The following is a 16981-nucleotide window of genomic DNA, read 5'->3' as shown; positions in this document are numbered from 1 at the left end:
ACCTCACCTAGCAGCAAAGAAGGCTTCGTAAATCTCCGGCTTGAAGCCGACGATGATCTGGTCTTTCGCTTCAAGAACAGGCCTTTTGATCAGGGAAGGCTGCGCCAGCATCAGCTCAATGGCCTTTTCCTGATCCAGATTTGTCTTGTCGTCCTCCGAAAGCTTACGAAATGTGGTGCCAGCACGATTGAGGACTGTTTCCCAGCCCGTGGCGGCAACCCATTTTTCCAGATGCTGGCGGTCGATACCTGCCAATTTGTAGTCGTGGAAACTGTGCTCGACCCCGTTCTGTTCAAGCCACACCCGCGCCTTCTTCATCGTGTCGCAGTTCTTGATACCGTAGATGGTGACCATATCCGCCCCTGTCTCCAAGCAATTACCAATTGTTAAGACTATATGCCAATCCATGCGTCAGTTGCATGGCTACCATCATCTCTTGTGCATTGCAAAAGGTCAGGTCAAATCCCATATTTTGGATATCGAAAAGGAGATGAAAATGTCTACGAACATCAACAGGATGCGCGGTGGTTTTATTGGTCGTGCCATCGCTGTTTTCGGTGCCGCTGCTTCTGCTTCTGCCGCCGTTGAGGCTGGCCGCAAACCCAAGAAGCGCGATCTTGTAACGCTGGGCATCGACCCGGCGGCTTTCGACCGCACCTAAACCATTTGCAACCGCAAATGTGGTGATACCGAGCCGCGCCTGTCGCGGCTCTTTTGGTATCCGGGTTCAGGCTTACGCTACTTTTCATCAGGTGGAGCATCAGGCCATATAGGGCTACTGATGCTCTGAAGCAGATCGGGCGCAACCCCATCGATGCGGGCAATCAACGCTTTCGCCAATTCCCGGCCTGCATGCCGCACATCCTCATTCACAGTGATAATTTCCGGACGGATCCAGTTTAGAAAGTCTGCGGATTGCTTCGAGACGATATCAAGATCGTGACCGAGTCGCTTTCCCGCAGCCTCCAAACCCGCCACGAGAGCGATACTGGAACTTCCGCTGATCGAGACCACGCCATCGGGCGGATCGGAAGAATGCATCAGCTTTTCCATGGATGTGCGTAGCATTTCGAGCGGTGCTTCGCTTGTCACCCGGCCCATGGAAACTTCGCGAGCACCTGTTTCCGCAAGCGCTCGCTCAAAACCAATCCTGCTGTGCTGATAATATGACAGTTTGGTCGGTGGTGATAGAAGTGCGATGTGGCGGCGCCCTCGTTCCACCAGCTTCTTCACGGCCTGGTAGGTATAGCTCTCATTATCGAAATCATGAAAGGGATGGCAGATGCCCATATCCGTGCGGCCATGCGTGGCAAAGGGAAAGCGGCGTTCCGTCATCAATGCTACGCGGGGATCGTCTGGTGAGGTGCGCGAGATGATCATTCCATCCGCAGAGCCAGTGTCGAGAATGTAGCGTATAGGAACCATTGGGTCGCGGTGATGCACATGTGGTGTCAGAACCAGATGATATTGCGTACCTGCCAACACCTCGGAAATGCCAAACATCATTTGGCTGGTGAAGCCCATGAGTTCCTCATCAATACTCAACACCAGTGCAATGACATTGGTTTTACCCGTCCGTAAGCGAACGCCGGCCCGGTTGGGCTGGTAGCCCAGTTGCGCTGCGACCAGCCGCACACGCTCCTTTGTTTCGGCTCCGATGTCCGGTGCGTCTTTCAGTGCGCGGGAAACGGTTGTGATGCCAAGACCAGTCATAAAAGCAATCGTCTTCAGGGTCGGCCTTGTGCCGCCTGCCATCGCTTGTTCGGATGATCTTGGTTGATTGCTGTCGTCCATGTCCCGTCCACCATTCCTGTGCCCCCTTATAGCTATGTCGACAACGAGTTGAAACGCTTGCGCGAGCAATTTAGGAAAAGCACGATCAGTAGAAACTGAAACGTTACAGGTAGAAGCGCAAGCTCAATCTGACTTGCCAGAGAGAAGAATTGCGATTTATGATTGTGCAACGCATGCGCACAAATTTTTTTGCGATTGCGAATATAAAACACATTATCATGATTTTATCTATTTAAAACAGCATGTTAGATTTTCTCCATTCTGCAATTCCCTCCCTATTTGCTAGTTTGACGAGAATTCAAATGGCGTCACATTTTTTATTAAGATTCATGGTTGCGCTCTTTTGGTGTTTAGCATAGCTTTTTTACGGCAACGTTTCAGTGAGGGAGGAGACTCATGATTATGCGTGCTTTGAAAGCCGTTCTCGTGGCAAGCGTCATGCTGCCGGCAGTACCTGCATTCGCAACAGACCTGGAAGTTACCCATTGGTGGACATCCGGTGGTGAGGCTGCAGCCGTCAAGGAACTCGCCAAAGGGTTTGACGCGACTGGCAATAAATGGGTTGACGGCGCTATTGCCGGTTCCGGCGGAACAGCGCGCCCTATCATGATCAGCCGCATTACAGGCGGTGACCCCATGGGTGCCACCCAGTTCAACCATGGTCGTCAGGCGCAGGAGCTTGTGGAGGCAGGCTTGATGCGCGACCTCAGTGATGTGGCTGAAAAGGACAAGTGGAAAGAGGTTATCAAGCCCGCCAGCCTGCTTGAAAGCTGCACGATTGATGGCAAGATTTATTGCGCGCCGGTGAACATCCATTCCTGGCAATGGCTGTGGCTTTCTAACGATGCTTTCAAGAAGGCAGGCGTTGAAGTCCCAAAGAACTGGAATGAGTTTGTAGCGGCCGGTCCTGCCCTGCAAAAGGCCGGAATTCAGGCTCTCGCCCTTGGCGGTCAACCATGGCAGTCCGCAGGTGCGTTCGATACGCTCATCATCTCACTGGGCGGTAAAGATCTCTACATGAAGATCTTTAAGGACAAAGACGCCAAAGTGGCCGCTGGTCCTGAAATGGCGAAAATCTTCAAGGCGGCAGATGACGCCCGCAAGATGGCAAAGGGCTCCAATGTTCAGGATTGGAACCAGGCCACTAACATGGTTGTCACGGGCAAGGCTGGTGGCCAAATCATGGGTGATTGGGCGCAGGGCGAATTTCAGTTGGCCGGAAAGAAGGCCGGAACCGATTACACATGCCTGCCTGGCCTTGGCGTCAATGAGTATCTGACCGCAAACGGCGACGCCTTCTACTTCCCGGTTTTAAAAGATGCCGAGAAGACCAAGGCCCAGGCGGCTCTTGCGGAAACAATCGTTGATCCCAAGGTGCAGGTAGCCTTCAACCTCAAGAAGGGCTCACTGCCGGTGCGTGGCGATGTCGATTTGTCCGCTGCCAACGACTGCATGAAGAAGGGCTTGGCAATCCTCGCCAAGGATCAGGTTTTGCCAAGTCCGGACCAGCTTCTGTCTGCGGACACTCAAAAGCAGAAAGAGGACCTGTTCTCCCAGTTCTTTGCCAATACATCGATGACTCCAGAAGATGCTCAGAAGCGCTTCGCGGATATTATCGGTTCGGCAGACTGATCACCCCGCGGCGGGCCGGCTCATTCTTCTTGCGAAGAGGGGCCGGCTCTCCATCCCCAACAGGATGATGATGGCATCTGATCGCACGCATTGGCGCAATCCCCAATGCTCGCCCCCTATGCCCGCTGATGAGGAGGATCTCTTTACATGACAATGCCTGCGCCGGCTGGCAGACCGAACCAGCTGTTTAGAAATTTGAATTCCAAGATCGCCCTGATCCCGATGATCCTTGTGGCTGTGGGTGTTTTTCTGGGTGGAAGCATCTGGACGATTGTCTATTCCTTCACCCGCTCCAGCCTTCTGCCACGCCTGCAATTCATCGGGCTCGATCAATATGAGCGGCTCTGGGCAGCTCCACGCTGGATCATGTCTATCCAGAACCTTGCGATCTACGGCGTGTTGTCGTTGATTTTCAGTCTCGTCATCGGCTTTGTTCTGGCCGCCTTGATGGATCAGAAAATCCGCTTCGAAAATATCTTTCGCACCATCTTCCTTTATCCATTCGCGCTATCTTTCATCGTCACAGGCCTTGTCTGGCAATGGATCCTGAACCCGGAATTCGGCATCCAAGGTATCGTGCGCAGCCTCGGCTTCACCAATTTCCATTTCGACCCGCTCTACAATCCGGATATCGTTATTTACGGCATTCTGATTGCTGGCCTGTGGCAGGGAACAGGGCTTGTCATGTGCCTGATGCTGGCTGGTCTTCGCGGTATCGATGAGGATATCTGGAAGGCATCGCGCGTGGACGGCATTCCCATGTGGCGCACCTACCTTTTCATCGTCATCCCGATGATGCGCCCGGTCTTCATAACCACACTCGTTCTTATCGCCAGCGGCATCGTGAAGGTCTACGACCTCGTGGTGGCCCAGACGAGCGGCGGCCCTGGCATAGCGTCGGAAGTGCCAGCAAAATACGTCTACGACTATATGTTCCAGGCTCAAAATCTGGGGCAAGGCTTTGCCGCCTCCACCATGATGCTGATTACCGTTGCCATCATCATCATTCCTTGGGCCTATCTCGAATTCGGAGGTAAAAAGCGTGGCTAATATCTCCACTCTCAACAGCACGGCTGCCAGTTTCGATGCTGTGACGCCAGAGGTTGCAGGGCCAAGCGGACGCAAGCCGAAGAAGGTCCTTTCGCGCCGGAACATCATGCTCTATGGCATGCTCACCGTCGCTGCGCTTTATTACCTGCTGCCGCTTTACGTCATGGTCGTCACGTCCATGAAGGGTATGCCGGAAATCCGGCTCGGCAATATTTTCTCACCGCCCGTGGAAATCACCTTCGAGCCTTGGGCCAAAGCCTGGGCAAGCGCCTGCACGGGCCTCAATTGCGACGGTCTGTCCAGAGGTTTCTGGAATTCGGTTCGCATCCTTCTGCCCTCCGTGGTGGTCTCCATCGCCGTGGCATCCGTAAGCGGCTATGCGCTGTCGAACTGGAAGTTCAAAGGGTCGGAACTGTTTTTCTCCATTCTGATCGTGGGTGCCTTTATCCCCTATCAGGTCATGATTTACCCCATCGTTATCATCCTGCGTGAACTTGGGATCTATGGCACGCTAACCGGCCTTGTGATCGTGCACACCATCTTCGGCATGCCTATTCTGACGCTCCTGTTTCGCAACTACTTCGCCTCGCTGCCGGAGGAGTTGTTCAAGGCAGCCCGCATCGATGGAGCCGGGTTCTGGCAGATCTACTTCCGCATCATGCTGCCCATGGCGCTGCCGATTTTCGTGGTCGCCATGATCCTGCAGGTCACCGGCATCTGGAACGACTTCCTCTTTGGTGTCGTGTTCACACGGCCGGATAGTTATCCGATGACTGTGCAGCTCAACAACATCGTCAACTCCGTCCAGGGCGTGAAGGAATACAACGTCAACATGGCGGCAACGCTGCTCACTGGGGCCGTTCCGCTGTTCGTCTACTTCATTTCCGGCAGATTGTTCGTCCGTGGCATTGCCGCCGGCGCAGTAAAGGGCTGATCTATATGGCCAATAGTGTTTCTATCCGTAACCTTTCACTTTCCTTTGGTGCTGTTACCGTTCTCAAGGATCTCAACCTCGATATTCACGATGGCGAGTTCCTCGTGCTGCTCGGTTCATCCGGTTGTGGCAAATCCACTCTGCTGAATTGTATCGCTGGTCTGCTGGAGCCGACCGAGGGGCAGATCTTTATCAAGGATCGCAACGTCACATGGGAAGAGCCGAAAGACCGGGGCATTGGAATGGTGTTCCAGTCCTATGCGCTTTATCCGCAGATGACGGTGGAGAAGAATCTGTCCTTTGGTCTTCAGGTCGCGAAGGTGCCTAAGGCCGAGATCGACAAGCGCGTGGCACGTGCGGCTGAAATTCTGCAGATTGGCCCGCTGCTCAAGCGCCGTCCGGCAGCACTATCCGGCGGTCAACGCCAGCGTGTGGCCATTGGGCGTGCGCTGGTGCGCGATGTCGATGTTTTCCTTTTCGATGAGCCGCTTTCAAATTTGGACGCCAAGCTGCGTTCGGAATTGCGCGTCGAAATCAAGCGTCTTCACCAGAACCTGAAGAATACGATGATCTACGTCACGCATGACCAAATCGAAGCGCTGACGCTGGCGGATCGCATAGCCATCATGAAAAACGGCGTCATCCAGCAGTTGGATGATCCGATCGCCATCTACAACAAGCCGCGCAACTTGTTTGTTGCGGGATTCATCGGGTCTCCTTCCATGAACTTCCTGCGCGGCGAAATCGTGGATGCGGGTGGAAGACCTGCTTTTCGCACGAATGGCGTGGATTTCTCGCTTGACGGTTACCAGGCAAACGGACCTTTGACGACGAGCCGTAAGGTCGTGCTGGGTGTGCGTCCGGAGCATGTCGGCATCGACCAGCCGGAAGCAGCGCGGGAGAACCATGAGGCCGTGGTTGATATCGAAGAACCCATGGGTGCCGATAACCTGCTTTGGCTAAAGCATGCGGGCCATACCATGGCCGTCAGAATTGCGGGCGCACGCCGGTATGCTCCCGGTTCCAGGGTTCGCATGAGTTTCGACATGGGGCTTGCATCCCTGTTTGATGCCGAAACGGAAGACCGCATCTAAGGATAAGTATCATGACATCCAATGTCGATCTTGCCGGGCAGTGGCGGCTTTCTTCACGCGATGAAGAAACGCAGGCTCTGATGCCGATACCGGGAGACGTTCATACCGCTCTTAAAAATGCGGGTTTGATACCGGACCCGTATTTCGGCCGCAACGAGCTGGATCTGCGCTGGGTCGCAGATATGGACTGGCAGATCGAGCGGGATTTCATGCTCGAAGATGAGCATGGTGATTGGTATCTTGATATAACCGGTCTTGATACGGTTGCCACGATCGAGATCAACGGCCAGACGGTGCTTGAGGCGGATAACTGCTTCAAGCGTTACCGCCCGGATGTCAGCCATGCCCTCCTGCAAGGCGCAAATCGCATCCGCATTCTGTTCCATTCCAGCATCCGGGAAGGGGCGGAACGGCAGGCGAAGCAACCTTTCTACATTCCTTATTCAACCGCCAATTCGCCCATCCCGAATGGAAACCTGCTGCGCAAACCGCAATGCCACTTCGGTTGGGACTGGAACATCGCGATTGCACCGCTTGGGCTATATGGAACGGTGCAGCTGCGACGCGTGGAACAGGCTCGCATTGAGCATGTGACAACCCACCAACAGCATCACGGCGATACGGTTGATGTAACCGTCACGGTTGAGATTTACGCGAAGACGCAAGGATCATTGCCAGTTCGCCTGATGCTTGGGGAGCAGGAGGTTGAACTGAATGTCGACGTTCAGGCCGGTCTTAGCTCTGTAAGTCATCGCTTTCACATTGAGAGGCCGAAACTGTGGTGGCCCGCTGGCAGCGGGGAGCAAAACCTCTATCGGCTGACTGTCGAGATACCCTCGGAAACCGTCGTCCGAACGATTGGATTGCGAATTGTCGAACTGTTGACAGATGCCGATGAAGCCGGAAGCCGCTTTGCGCTGCGCATCAACGGGCGCGAAATCTTTTGCCGGGGTGCCAACTGGATTCCTGCCGATGCCCTCTTCTCCCTGACAAGCCCGGAAAAAACGCGTGATCTGCTTCAGTCGGCGAAAGAAGCCCATATGAACATGATCCGGGTCTGGGGTGGGGGCTTTTATGAGGACGACTGGTTTTATGAAGCCTGCGATGAACTCGGTCTCATGGTGTGGCAGGATTTCCAGTTTGCGTGCAACCTCTATCCTTCCACGCCGGACTTCCTGAAGAATGTCGAGGAGGAGGTGGATTATCAGGTCCGTCGGCTGATCTCTCATCCTTCCATCGTGCTCTGGTGCGGTGATAACGAGCTGGTGGGCGCGCTCAACTGGTTCAAGGAATCACTTGAGAACCGTGATCGCTACCTTGTTTCCTATGACCGCCTGAACCGCACGATCGAGCAGGCGCTGATGAAGGCCGCGCCGGATGCAATCTGGTGGCCCTCAAGCCCTGCTTCCGGCTATCTCGATTACGGCGATGCGTGGCACGCGGATGGCTCCGGCGACATGCACTACTGGTCCGTCTGGCACGAGAACAAGCCATTTGAGGATTATCGAAAGGTGCGCCCGCGCTTTTGCTCGGAATTCGGCTTTCAGTCCTATACGTCCCTGCCGGTTATCCGCACCTATGCGGCAGAGAGCGATATGAACATCGCCTCGCCGGTCATGGAACTGCACCAGAAAAATGCCGGTGGCAACGAGCGGATTGCGGCTACCATGTTCCGCTATTTCCGCTTTCCGGAAGGCTTCGACAATTTTGTCTATCTCAGCCAGGTGCAGCAGGCACTCGCCATCAAAACTGCGGTTGATTACTGGCGCTCATTGAAACCCCATTGCATGGGCACGCTTTACTGGCAGCTCAACGATACATGGCCGGTCGCTTCATGGTCCAGTCTGGATTACGGCGGCGGCTGGAAGGTGCTGCACTATGTGGCGCGGCGTTTCTTCCAGCCGGTCAATGTGGCGGCCATTCCATCTGAAGACGGCACGGAAATCCGCTTCTCTGTGGTGAACGATACGCCTGAAGACGTGACGATCACGCTCAATTTGTCACTGCTCACCCTATCTGGCGAAAGGCGCTCGCTGCGCACACTTGATGCCCTCTGCTCACCCGATGCAGCCGTCGTGGCAACTCAGATCGATGCGGCGGAAATTCCTTCCGATTGCCTGCTTGCGTGGAGCTTCACCGCGACCGATGGCACAGGCGGAGAAGGGCATTATGTCCATGGCACTTACAAGGCGCTTCACCTCCAGCCAGCGGGTCTTGGGCTTGATGTTCAGCCTGCTGTTACGGGCAGTTATGACCTTACGGTTCAAGCCGCCGGGCTTGCGCTTTACGTGCTGGTGGAAAGCGATCAACCGGGTCGCTTCTCCGACAACGCTTTCGATCTCGCCACTGGCGAAATGCGGCGCATCACCTTTACCCCCCAAGACCCGAATGCGGGAGTTCCGAACTTCCGTCTCTACGATCTACACGCCTGCTCCACGAGCACGGCTTCCATTTAATCACCAGTGAGGGCTCAATTTAGCCCGGGAGGACATGATGACTGAACTTGGTTTTCAACTTTATAGCGCCCGCAATTTTCCGCCGCTTTCCGAAATCTTCAAGAAGCTGAGAGCTGCAGGTTACGCTCATGTAGAAGGCTATGGCGGCATCTACGCCACCATGGACGAAGCCGCGCTGAAAGGCCTTCGAGCGGATATGGATGCCAATGGTCTGACCATGCCAACCGGCCATTTCGGGCTGGATATGCTGGAAAAGGAACCGGCACAGGCGCTTTTGATCGCCAAAACGCTTGGCATAGAAGCCATCTATTGCCCTTATCTGCTGCCCGATCAGCGCCCGTCCGATTCAGCCGGTTGGCACGCCTTCGGCAAGCGGCTGGGCGAGGCGGGCAAGCGTTATCAGGATGCTGGCTACGTGTTCGGCTGGCACAACCATGATTTCGAGTTCCAGAAGCTTGCCGATGGCTCGACACCTCAGGAGCAGATATTTGCAGGCGGCCCGGACTTGGCATGGGAAGCTGATATCGCCTGGGTCGTGCGCGGCAATGCGGACCCCTTCGCCTGGATCGAAAAAGAAGCAAATCGCATCCGCGCCGTTCACGTGAAGGACATCGCGCCAGCGGGCGAAAATACCGATGAGGATGGCTGGGCGGATGTTGGCCATGGAACCGTAGCCTGGAAAGATCTCATGGCGAAACTGCGCCAGACGTCTGCCAAACACTTCGTGGTGGAGCATGACAATCCGAAGGACATCGACCGCCTGATCACGCGCTCAATCGCTTCCTTCAAGGCCTACTGAAACTAATATCTCTCGGAGTGGCGCATATGGCCAAGGAACTCGGCGTCGGCATCATTGGATGCGGCAATATTTCCACCACCTATCTTTCGCTCGCCCCGCTCTTCAAAGGTTTGAAGATGCTGGCTGTCGCGGATATCAATCGCAATGCAGCAGAACTTCGCGCCGAGGAATACGGCGTGAAGGCGCAATCGGTCGAGGAATTGCTGGCGAATGACGAGCTGGATGTCATCGTCAACCTCACCATCCCGGCAACCCATTTTGCCGTTTCCAAGGCAATTCTGGAAGCCGGCAAGCATGTCTATTCTGAGAAGCCGCTGGTTCTTTCGCTGGAAGAAGGCGAGGAGCTGCGGGCGCTCGCCAAAGCAAAGAACCTCGCCATTGGTTGTGCACCGGATACTTTCCTTGGTGGCTCCCATCAGTTGGCGCGAAAGATGATCGATGATGGCGCTGTCGGTCGCATCACCTCCGGCACATGCCATGTCATGAGCCCCGGCATGGAGATGTGGCATCCCAATCCCGGCTTCTTCTTCCTGGCGGGTGGGGGGCCGATCCTCGATCTCGGGCCGTATTATATCGCCAACCTCATCAACCTTATTGGTCCGGTCAAGCGCGTGGCAGCGCTCACGTCCATGGCTAATCCGACGCGCACGGTAACGAGCCAGCCCTTGGCCGGAACGGTTATTCCGGTTGAGACGCCAACCAACATCCATGCGCTGCTGGAATTCGTCAACGGTGCGACGATTACGCTATCCGCCAGTTGGGATGTCTGGTCGCACCGTCATGCCAATATGGAGCTATACGGTACTGAGGGCTCCATCTATGTGCCCGACCCGAACTTCTTCGGCGGATCTGTCGAGGCAAGTGGTCGCGATACGGACATCAAGCCGTTGGATATGTGGGATCATCCCTTCGCAAAAGATAACCAGGAAAGCCCCCGCGGCCCCCGCGCCAATTATCGCACCGCCGGTCTGGCAGATATGGCTATGGCGCTGATCGAGGGGCGGGATGCCCGTTGCTCCCTCGACCGCGCCCTGCATGGCATCGACGTCATGACTTCTATTCTGAAGAGTGGTGAGGAAGGTCGCTTCATTGACATGACCACGACATGCACACAGCCTGCTGCGCTGGGTATCGAGGAAGCTCAAGCGCTGTTGCGTTGAGAACAAAGCACCGGCCCTTGCCGCTGCCAAGGGCCGGTCTGCATGGCGAGGAGGAGAGTATGATGATCCGTAACCCGATATTGCCCGGCTTCAACCCTGACCCATCCATCTGCCGCGTGGGTGAGGATTATTACATCGCAACGTCTACTTTCGAGTGGTATCCAGGCGTGCAGATCCATCACTCGCGCGATCTGGTGAACTGGACACTGGTTCGTCGTCCGCTGGAGCGCAAAAGCCAGCTGGATATGCGCGGAAACCCGGATAGCTGCGGCATCTGGGCACCTTGCCTCTCCTATGCGGACGGACTGTTCTGGCTCGTCTTCACAGATGTAAAACGCTATGACGGCAACTTCAAAGACGCGCATAACTACATCGTCACGTCTCCCACCATCGCCGGCGAATGGTCTGATCCGGTCTATGTAAATTCCTCGGGCTTCGATCCCTCGCTTTTTCATGATGACGATGGACGCAAATGGTTCTTGAACATGCAGTGGAATCACCGCACGGAAAGCTATGGCGGCGCACCGAAAAGCCCGGCTTTTGACGGTATTCTTCTTCAGGAATGGGATGCAAAAACGGGACGTCTGAAAGGACCCGTCAAGAACATCTTTCCCGGAAGTCCTTTGGGATTGGTGGAAGGACCACACCTCTTCAAGCGCAACGGATGGTACTATCTGACGACTGCGGAAGGCGGCACAGGTTACGATCATGCTGTCACCATGGCGCGGTCCCGCCAGATTGACGGTCCTTACGAGATGCACCCCGATATGTATCTCATCACCTCCAAGGATTCGCCCGAGGCGGTGCTGCAAAGGGCAGGTCATGGTCAATACGTCGAGACCCCCGAGGGTGAGGCCTACCACACCCACCTCTGCGGTAGGCCCCTTGCACCGAAACGCCGCTGCACTCTAGGGCGTGAGACGTCCATCCAGAAATGCGTGTGGCGTGACGACTGGCTTTATCTCGCGCATGGTGGTCCTGTTCCCGCCGTGCATGTGTCTGCGCCGAGCGATGCAGAGCCGGCCAAAACTCCTGAGAGGATTGATTATCGCTTCGATGGACCCGAGCTGCCGCAGGATTTCCAGTGGCTACGCACGCCAGAGCCGGAGCGCTTGTTCTCTCTCACAGAAAGACCGGATGCGTTAAGGCTTTCAGGACGTGAAAGCATCGGCTCATGGTTCGAACAGGCTCTGGTGGCGAGGCGGCAGGAGCATCACAAGTTTCGTGCAGAAACGGTGGTGGAGTTCCATCCGGAGACTTATCAGCAGGTCGCTGGGCTAACGCATTATTATAATCGGCACAAATTCCATGCAGCGGTTGTGACCCTGCATGAAAAGCTTGGGCGGGTGGTGACGATATTCTCTTGCCCCGGTGATTTCCCCCATGGTCGCATGGAGTTTCCAGTCGAAAGCGGTGTCGCTATCGGTGATGGTCCGGTTCATCTAGCGATGGAAGTCAAGGATAACGACTTGCAATTCTTCCATCGTGTTGCGGATGAAAGCGAATGGCAGCCACTCGGCCCGGTTCTGGATGCTGGCGTGGTATCGGATGAGGGCGGGCGTGGGGAGCATGGCTCTTTCACCGGCGCTTTCGCTGGTATGGTTGCCTTCGATATTACCGGACAAGCAAAACCCGCCGATTTCCTGAGCTTCTCCTATGAGGCGCATAAAGCTTGAACTTGAATGATAAAATACTGGCGGAAGAATAATTTCTCTCGCCAGTATTCATTTGCTTGTACTGATGCTTCGAATTTTACAATCATATCGCCACTACAGCAGGCGGCTTTACCTGACCCTGCTTATGCCCCGCATCCCCGAAATCGCTTCACCCTTTAACAAGGCCTTCCTTACCAATCGTAAGGTCAGAGCTGTGCGCGCGCAATTCGAATTATCTATAAAATTGATTTGCCAAAATATGGAATTGGCATTATTGCGGATCTAAGATCAATTTTTATCTATAAAATGATATTCGCTGGAAATTACGCCGAAAAACTAGAAGGTTTAAGCCGCCGCGACAGATTGCGGCGACTTGCAGAGCCCAGTGGCTTCGATTTCAGCTCCAATGACTATCTCGGTCTGGGCACCTCCAGCACGCTGGCGAATAGGGTTGCGGAAGGGTTGCGTGAGGGCATAGCAATTGGCGCCGGAGGCTCACGCCTGCTGCGTGGTCATCATGAGCAGCATGCGATGTTAGAGGAGGAGGCAGCACTCTTCTTCGGTGCTCAGCGGATGCTTTATTTTGGAAGCGGTTATGCGGCAAACCTTGCCGTTCTTTCGACGCTGCCTCAACTGGGCGATCTCATTCTTCATGATGCACTCGTGCACGCCAGTGCGCATGATGGAATGCGGGCCAGCCGGGCTCTGATACGAAGCATTCCGCACAATGATGCAGATGTCTTTGAGACTGCGCTGAAAGAGTGGCGTCAGAGTGGAGCAAAAGGGCGACCCTGGCTTGTCGTGGAAAGCCTCTATTCCATGGATGGTGATTGCGCGCCGCTGGAGGCGCTGGTGAACCTGGCCGATCGCTACGAAGCGTTTCTTATCGTAGATGAGGCCCATGCTACGGGTGTGCAGGGACCGCAAGGAAAAGGTTTGGCTGCGACCTGGGAGGGGCGTGAAAACCTCATATCCATCCACACCTGCGGCAAGGCGCTCGGCAGTTTTGGTGCGCTGGTCGGCGCGCATCCGGTGCTGTGCGATTATCTCATCAATCGGGCGCGGCCATTCATCTATGCCACAGCGCCGCCGCCGATTCAGGCCTATGCCGTACGTCAGGCCCTGAAACTTCTCCAGCAGGAACCGCAGCGACGTCTCAAGCTTTTGCGGCAGGTTCACTACACCCATGCTTTGCTGGCCGAAAAACTAGGGCGTGACTTCGGCTCGACGCAGATCGTCCCGGTGATGATCGGAGAGGATGGACGTGCTGTTGCCCTATCTTGGCAGTTGGCGGAAGCGGGCTTCGATATTCGAGCCATTCGCCCGCCCACAGTGCCAGCCCGCACAGCAAGGCTCAGGATTACATTGACCCTGAACGTGGATGAGCAGGTCATCCACAATATGGTTTCGTGTCTTGCGGATTTGATGGAGAAGAATAGGTGAGCCAGGCCCTCGTTGTCACAGGAACCGATACTGGCATTGGCAAGACGGTTTTTTCCGCCGCACTCGTTCAGGCATTGAATGCCTTTTACTGGAAGCCGATACAGAGCGGACTAGAGGAGGAGACGGATAGCCAAGCTGTGGCAAGGTTGGCTGCGGCGGAAGCACGTGTTTTACCGGAACTCTATTGCTTGAAGCTGCCCGCTTCTCCCCATCGCGCGGCAGAGGTTGAGGGAAGAGCGATCAATCCTGCCGATCTAACGATTCCTGCCGTTGAGGGGCCACTGGTTATCGAAGGTGCTGGCGGCCTTCTGGTGCCGCTTACCCGAAAAGTCACATTCGCGGATGTTTTTGCTCGCTGGCAACTGCCAACGATCCTCTGCGCGCGCACCGCCCTTGGCACGATCAATCATACTTTGCTTTCGCTCGAAGCCATGAGGGCGCGCAATATCAAAATAATGGGTGTCGCCTTCATTGGTGAAGCGGTGCCGGACACGCAAGCCGTCATCGCAGAGACGGGCAGGGTGCCAGTCCTAGGGCGTCTCCCCTATCTTGCAGATCTTGCTCCTGAAGCCCTCAGGGCCGCCTTCAGGAAGGGCTTCGATCTGTCGCAATTTGCAAGAAGCGAGATGTCATGAAAAGACCGTCGCCCATCTGGCACCCCTTCACACAACACGCGCTTGAACCTGCTTTTGGCAAGATTGTAGCGACAGAAGGAGCTTACCTCGTCGAGGAAAATGGACGGCGGGTTCTCGATGCGATCTCCTCCTGGTGGGTCATCACGCATGGGCATCGGCATCCGCTCATTGTGCAAGCCATCCGCCATGCTCTGGATCGCTACGATCAGATCATCTTTGCGGAATATAGCCATGAGCCCGCGGAGGTGCTGGCGAGGGAACTGATCCGCGTCGCGCCAACAGGGCTGGAGCACGTTTTCTTTTCCGATAGCGGATCGACCGCCGTCGAAGTGGCCCTCAAAATGGCACTTGGCCATTTCCACAATCTGGGGCTGTCCCGGTCCCACATCGTGGTGATGGAGCACAGCTATCACGGCGATACGATTGGAACCATGTCAGCAGGAGAAAGGGGCGTCTTCAACGCCGCCTATGAGCCTTTGCTTTTCGGCGTCGACACAATCCCCTTTCCTGCCTTAGGCCAGGAGCAGCTCACCCTCGATGCGCTGGAGCGCCTTTGCCGAACAGGCGAGGTTGCGGCGCTGCTGATCGAGCCACTCGTTCTGGGGGCTGGTGGCATGAAGATGTATTCCGCGGAGGTGTTGGCGCAGTTCCGGCAGGTCACACAGCGCTATGGCGTGTTGCTGATCGCAGATGAGGTGATGACTGGCTGGGGCAGAACCGGAGCGCTGCTCGCTTGCGAGCAGGCCAACATCTCGCCGGATATTCTTTGTCTCTCCAAGGGCATTACGGGTGGCATGTTGCCACTGGCTGTCACGCTTGCGAATAGGGAGATCTTCGCGTCGCACTATTCCAAAGACCGGCGGAAGACCTTCTTTCATTCCAGTTCCTACACGGCTAATCCGATAGCCTGTGCGGCGGCTGTCGCAAACATACAGATCTGGCGTGATGAGCCAGTAATAGCGCGTCTCGATTGGATCGCGGCAGAGCATCGCCAACGTCTGGCGTGGCTGGGACACCTGGCGGGAATTGTTGAAACTCGTCAGTCCGGCACGATTGCTGCCGTAGAGCTGCAAGCACCAGAGGGTGGCTATCTGGCAGAGGTTGGGCCGAAGCTGCGCCGCTTCTTTCGGGAGCGTGGCGTGCTGATCCGCCCGCTTGGCAATGTAATCTACCTCATGCCTCCCTATTGTGTGACGAGTGATGATCTTGATCTGGCCTACGAAGCAATTGAGGGAGCCATTCATCAATTTGGCGCTCCCTCGTGATACGCGGCAGCCGTTTTGCCGGCTTTGGCCATTATGTGCCAGAACGTAGGGTCGACAATGCTGAACTGGAACGGCATTTTGGGCTTGATAGTGGATGGATCGAGGCGCGCACCGGCATCCGCGCCCGTCGCTGGGCAGCAGATGGCGAGAGCCTGACCGATATGGCAGCCGAGGCCGGTGCGATGGCATTGCATCAGGCTGAACTGCACCCTACCCAAATCGGTTTCGTTCTTCTCGCGACATCGACGCCAGATCATCTGCTGCCACCTTCCGCACCCTTGCTAGCTCATAAGCTCGGCATCCCAGGTAGTAGCGCAATGGATATTGCCGGTGCCTGCACAGGTTTTCTCCAGGCGCTGATCATGGCAGACGCGCTGGTACGCATCCATGGCAAGCCGGTGCTGCTGGTGGCTGCCAACATCTTGAGCCGCCGCATTAACTGGCAGGAGAAAGGTAGCGCCATCCTGTTTGCGGATGCGGCCGGTGCGGTTGTTCTGGTGTCGTCAGAAGAGGGGCATGGCTTACTTGCCAATGCCTTCCGATCCGATGGTGTGCATCACGATCTCATCACCATCCCCTCTGGCGGTTCGTTGAAACCCTTCGATACTGAAACGGAACTTGCCGATACAAGGATGACGATGCCGGATGGGCGCAAGGTCTTTGCGTTGGCGGTGGAAATGATGAGCACCTGTTCAGAACTTGCACTGCAAGAGGCAGGAATTCACAGCAATCACATTGATCGATTTTTCCCGCATCAGGCCAATGGGCGCATCATTAATGCGGTAAGCGAAAAGCTTGGTTTTGCTTACGAAAAAGCCATCCGCACACTTGTTCATTTCGGCAATTCTTCCGCCGCCACCATCCCGCTCTCCCTCTCCCTCGCACAGGAGAAAACAGGCTTCCAAGAGGGTGAAATACTTCTGATGACTGCTGCCGGTGCGGGTATGTCTGCCGGAGCTGTGGTCTGGAAGCTTTAATAGGGCGCCCGTGCTTCGTTCGGTAGTAAAATTATAGCGTGTGGATCTTCAACTTTAGGCGGAATAACCTATTTCCCGATCATAGAT

The 16981-nt window shown here is 55.4% G+C and carries 15 protein-coding genes; 13 read left to right on the top strand and 2 right to left on the bottom strand.

The window, feature by feature from the left end; translation table 11 throughout:
- Window positions 1–3: 3 nt before the first annotated feature.
- Window positions 4–354: an ArsC family reductase gene (locus AC0JZ1_RS15110; RefSeq protein WP_471883150.1), complete on the bottom strand. Its 351-nt coding sequence runs from the start codon at window positions 352–354 to the stop codon at window positions 4–6.
- Between the two features lie 142 nt (window positions 355–496).
- Here AC0JZ1_RS15110 and AC0JZ1_RS15105 point away from each other — a divergent pair, with 142 nt between their 5' ends.
- A complete protein-coding gene (locus tag AC0JZ1_RS15105; protein ID WP_377396917.1) occupies window positions 497–661 on the top strand; it encodes a hypothetical protein in 165 nt (54 codons plus the stop codon).
- A 77-nt stretch (window positions 662–738) separates the two neighbouring features.
- Here AC0JZ1_RS15105 and AC0JZ1_RS15100 read toward each other — a convergent pair whose 3' ends face one another.
- Window positions 739–1794: a LacI family transcriptional regulator gene (locus AC0JZ1_RS15100; RefSeq protein ID WP_471883149.1), complete on the bottom strand. Its 1056-nt coding sequence runs from the start codon at window positions 1792–1794 to the stop codon at window positions 739–741.
- 396 nt (window positions 1795–2190) lie between these two features.
- Here AC0JZ1_RS15100 and AC0JZ1_RS15095 point away from each other — a divergent pair, with 396 nt between their 5' ends.
- The 12 genes from AC0JZ1_RS15095 to AC0JZ1_RS15040 all read left to right on the top strand — a co-directional run bounded on the left by AC0JZ1_RS15095 (window position 2191) and on the right by AC0JZ1_RS15040 (window position 16894).
- Window positions 2191–3426, top strand: coding sequence for an ABC transporter substrate-binding protein (locus AC0JZ1_RS15095; protein WP_471883148.1), 1236 nt, complete (start codon window positions 2191–2193; stop codon window positions 3424–3426).
- A gap of 147 nt (window positions 3427–3573) precedes the next feature.
- Entirely contained in the window at window positions 3574–4476 is a 903-nt protein-coding gene (locus AC0JZ1_RS15090) for a carbohydrate ABC transporter permease (protein WP_471883147.1), read from the top strand.
- Window positions 4469–5410: a carbohydrate ABC transporter permease gene (locus tag AC0JZ1_RS15085; RefSeq protein ID WP_471883146.1), complete on the top strand. Its 942-nt coding sequence runs from the start codon at window positions 4469–4471 to the stop codon at window positions 5408–5410. The genes AC0JZ1_RS15090 and AC0JZ1_RS15085 overlap by 8 nt, the downstream gene beginning before the upstream one ends.
- Window positions 5411–5415: 5 nt before the next feature.
- The gene (locus tag AC0JZ1_RS15080) at window positions 5416–6504 is read left to right on the top strand and encodes an ABC transporter ATP-binding protein (protein ID WP_471883145.1); all 1089 of its coding nucleotides are present in this window, start codon (window positions 5416–5418) and stop codon (window positions 6502–6504) included.
- 11 nt (window positions 6505–6515) lie between these two features.
- A complete protein-coding gene (locus tag AC0JZ1_RS15075; RefSeq protein WP_471883144.1) occupies window positions 6516–8960 on the top strand; it encodes a beta-mannosidase in 2445 nt (814 codons plus the stop codon).
- Window positions 8961–8997: 37 nt separating this feature from the next.
- The gene (locus AC0JZ1_RS15070) at window positions 8998–9759 is read left to right on the top strand and encodes a sugar phosphate isomerase/epimerase family protein (RefSeq protein WP_471883143.1); all 762 of its coding nucleotides are present in this window, start codon (window positions 8998–9000) and stop codon (window positions 9757–9759) included.
- Between the two features lie 26 nt (window positions 9760–9785).
- Entirely contained in the window at window positions 9786–10919 is a 1134-nt protein-coding gene (locus AC0JZ1_RS15065) for a Gfo/Idh/MocA family protein (protein ID WP_471883142.1), read from the top strand.
- Between the two features lie 62 nt (window positions 10920–10981).
- Window positions 10982–12595, top strand: coding sequence for a glycoside hydrolase family 43 protein (locus tag AC0JZ1_RS15060; RefSeq protein WP_471883473.1), 1614 nt, complete (start codon window positions 10982–10984; stop codon window positions 12593–12595).
- A gap of 285 nt (window positions 12596–12880) precedes the next feature.
- Complete coding sequence (locus tag AC0JZ1_RS15055; protein WP_471883141.1) at window positions 12881–14017, top strand: 8-amino-7-oxononanoate synthase; 1137 nt, start codon at window positions 12881–12883, stop codon at window positions 14015–14017.
- Window positions 14014–14652 (top strand): dethiobiotin synthase, encoded by a 639-nt coding sequence (gene bioD, locus AC0JZ1_RS15050; protein ID WP_471883140.1) that lies wholly within the window; start codon window positions 14014–14016, stop codon window positions 14650–14652. The genes AC0JZ1_RS15055 and bioD overlap by 4 nt, the downstream gene beginning before the upstream one ends.
- Window positions 14649–15917, top strand: coding sequence for an adenosylmethionine--8-amino-7-oxononanoate transaminase (locus AC0JZ1_RS15045; protein ID WP_471883139.1), 1269 nt, complete (start codon window positions 14649–14651; stop codon window positions 15915–15917). Before bioD ends, AC0JZ1_RS15045 begins: the two co-directional genes overlap by 4 nt.
- Complete coding sequence (locus AC0JZ1_RS15040) at window positions 15914–16894, top strand: beta-ketoacyl-ACP synthase III (protein WP_471883138.1); 981 nt, start codon at window positions 15914–15916, stop codon at window positions 16892–16894. The genes AC0JZ1_RS15045 and AC0JZ1_RS15040 overlap by 4 nt, the downstream gene beginning before the upstream one ends.
- Window positions 16895–16981 lie beyond the last annotated feature (87 nt).

This window comes from Affinirhizobium capsici (assembly GCF_977018625.1).
Note: the sequence above shows the minus strand (reverse complement) of the source record. Positions and strands in the feature narration are given on the sequence as shown.